At 73.3% G+C, this 2,961-nt stretch carries 2 protein-coding genes; both read right to left on the bottom strand.

Annotated elements, in window-relative coordinates; genetic code table 11:
• Window positions 1-56: 56 nt before the first annotated feature.
• Window positions 57-395 (bottom strand): DUF742 domain-containing protein, encoded by a 339-nt coding sequence (locus ACTUAL_RS03720; protein WP_015803732.1) that lies wholly within the window; start codon window positions 393-395, stop codon window positions 57-59.
• 1,115 nt (window positions 396-1,510) lie between these two features.
• Window positions 1,511-2,961 (bottom strand): 1-deoxy-D-xylulose-5-phosphate synthase N-terminal domain-containing protein (locus ACTUAL_RS03715; protein WP_440899271.1); only part of this gene is annotated, 1,451 nt, incomplete at its 5' end.

The raw sequence follows: 2,961 nt of genomic DNA, 5'->3' as shown, positions 1-2,961 counted from the left end.
CGGTTCGGGGGCCGACGACGTCTCGGTGCGCGCGCTCCGTCGCGTGTGGACGGTCGCTACAGGCCGCGCAGCCCGGAGAGCACCCGCTCCATCAGCGCCATGGTCGGGCCCTTCTCGCCCGTCTCCATGTTCTCGTGGATGTTGATCAGCGTCAGGTCGGACATGTCCGACAGCAGCACCCGGACCACGCCCAGGGGGAGCCTGAGGCGCGCGGACACCTCCGCGACGGAGTGCGGGGTGCGGCAGAGGTCGCTGATCACGCGGTGCTCGGCGGTGGAGGTCAGTGCGTCGCGTCCGGCCCGCTCGTTCGTCGAGACGATCGTCTCGATGGCGAGGCTGGTCGTCGAGCGCGTCCGTCCGCCCGTCATCGTGTAGGGCCGGACCCTAATCGTCACGGTGCTCCTTGGCGGTCGTCGTGGTCTTCACGGGCCGGGCGCGTTCAGGTCACTTTTCGGTCACTGAGCGCGCTTGAACGATAGGGGTACGGGGAGTCGCTGTCGCGAACTTCCCGTTATCTGGGAAAAATTCGAGTATTCCGTCACGATCGGTGCAAGGTTGCATCCGATCCGTGATGAAGCCCAGGTCGGCGTGGTCGATCTTCAATCATGCTTCTCATCTGGTGGGAAATTTGGCCCGGTGGACGGGTGGTTCGCACCCCTCGCGAGGCCCTGTGCTGCATCGATGCACAAACTCAGGGTGACCGGGCTTGTTCGGCATCCCGTCACCGCGCGTTTTCGGCAATGCCGTTTACTAGCAACGCTAACTACTCTCCGGCGTGCCCTGAGTGGACGGCGCGCGGCGCGCGGTCCGTCCACAGCGGATCGACCTCCCGGCCCGGCCGGTCCCCGGCTCTTCTCGGTCGCCTGAGGCGGGTGGCGCCCCAGGCGACCTCCCTGGCTACCCGATGGGGGTCGCGTTGACCATTCGGCACCTCGCAAGAACGCTCGGGGTCGGGTGTCCCGGTGATGAGCTCACCACCTGCTCGGCTTGTGGCCGGTGCAGAAAGCTAGCCAGGGGGAGAGCGCTCTCACAACTTCTGTTGACCAAGGCTTGAGGTACCCGCCGGACGCCGCTCCGGGCCTCGTGCCCGGACCCGCGCGCGGGGGTGTGGTGGTGCTGTGCCGAAGGGGGGAACCCGGTGGGGCGCTTCGGTTGCGGCGGTGTTGCGCGGTGTGGCGGCACCGTGCGGCCGGGTGGTCGCACCGGGGTGCGCCGAGTGGTCGCGCGAACCGTGGTGCCCCCGGAGCAGTCCGGGGAACGGCTGGGAAAACCTTGCTCGCCAACGGTTTTGCCTGAGGCTGAAACCTCGCCGTAGCGGAACCGGAACGTTCCCGCGCCTCACGTCGGTGCCTAACAACCCTTGGTGCGCAAAGGAACCGCGCCCCGGTGGACCACCGGTCCGCACCACCCGATCAGCGCCGCCGCGTCCGAGCGCCGCGCCGAGCGCCCGAACCGGGGGAGAACCCCGCCCGCTTCCCGCCCGACCCGAGGGCCGGACGGGAAGCGCCCGTCAGCGCTCGCCGCGGTACGGCAGGACGTCCTGCAGGCAGTCGCACACCGAGGCCGACACCGTCAGCGAGTCCTCGTCCACCGCCCGCCGCACCGCCGCCGCGACGTCGCCCGCCGCCAACCCCCGCCGCCGCAGCAGCTCGGCCCGCTCGCCGTGCGGCAGGAACTCCACCGGCAGCGCCAGCGACCGCACCCGCGCGCTCCCCACCGCCTGCGCCAGCCGCGCGCCCAGCGACCCGCCCGCGACGCCGTCCTCCACCACCAGCACCACCCGGTGCCCGCCCGCCAACCGCAGCAGCTCCGGGTCCAGCGGCGCGATCCACCTCGGGTCGACCACGTCCACCCCGACGCCCCGCCCCGCCAGCAGCTCCGCCGCCTCCAGGCACACCCCGGCCATCGGTCCGACCGCTACCAGCAGCGCCCGCGCCGCGTGCGCCTCGTGCAGCACGTCGCACCCGCCGACCCGGCGCAGCGCGGGCACGTCCTCCGGCGCGGGACCGCTCGGGTGCCGCAGCGCCGTCGGCGCCTCCCGCTCCGCCACCGCCTCGCGCAGCAGTTCCACCAACCGCGACGGGTCGCGCGGCGCGGCCACCCGCATCCCCGGAACCAGCGCCAGCAGCGCCGCGTCCCACAGGCCCTGCTGGCTCGGCCCGTCCGGACCGGTCACCCCGGCCCCGCCCAGCACCAGCGTCACCGGCAGCCGGTGCAGCGCCACGTCCATCAGCACCTGGTCGAACGCCCGCTGCAGGAACGTCGACGCCAGCGGCACCACCGGGTGCGCGCCCGCCATCGCCATGCCCGCCGCCGACGTCACCGCGTGCTGCTCGGCCACGCCCACGTCGAACACCCGCTCCGGGAACCGCCGCGCGAACGCGTCCAGCCCGCTCGGCCCCTGCACCGCCGCTGTCACGCACACCACGTCCGCCCGCCGGAGCCCGATCTCGGCGAGCTCCGCCCCGAACACGTCCGCCCAGCCCCGCTCGCCCGTGCCCCCCGACGGCGACACCGCGTGCAGGCAGTCCACCGCGTCGCCCTCGGCGGGCGGGTAGCCCCGGCCCTTGCGGGTCGCGCAGTGCACCACCACCGGCCTGCCCAGCGCGGCGGCCGCGGCCAGCACGCCCTCCAGCGCGGGCACGTCGTGCCCGTCCACCGGCCCCAGGTACGGCAGCCCCAGCTCCTCGAACACCGGGTGCGCCCGCCGCTCCCGCAACCGGCCCAGGTGCGCGGCCAGCCCGCCCGCCGTCGGCGCGTACGAGCGCGCGTTGTCGTTGACCACCACGATCACCGGGTAGTCCGCCGAGGCCAGGTTGTTCAGCGCCTCCCAGGCCATGCCGCCGGTGAGCGCGCCGTCCCCGACCACCGCCACCACGCGCCGGTCCGAGCCCTGCAACCGCAGCGCCCGCGCGATCCCGTCCGCGTAGGACAGCGCGGTGGACGAGTGCGAGTTCTCCA

The sequence above is a fragment of the Actinosynnema sp. genome, from assembly GCF_052038725.1.
Note: the sequence above shows the minus strand (reverse complement) of the source record. Positions and strands in the feature narration are given on the sequence as shown.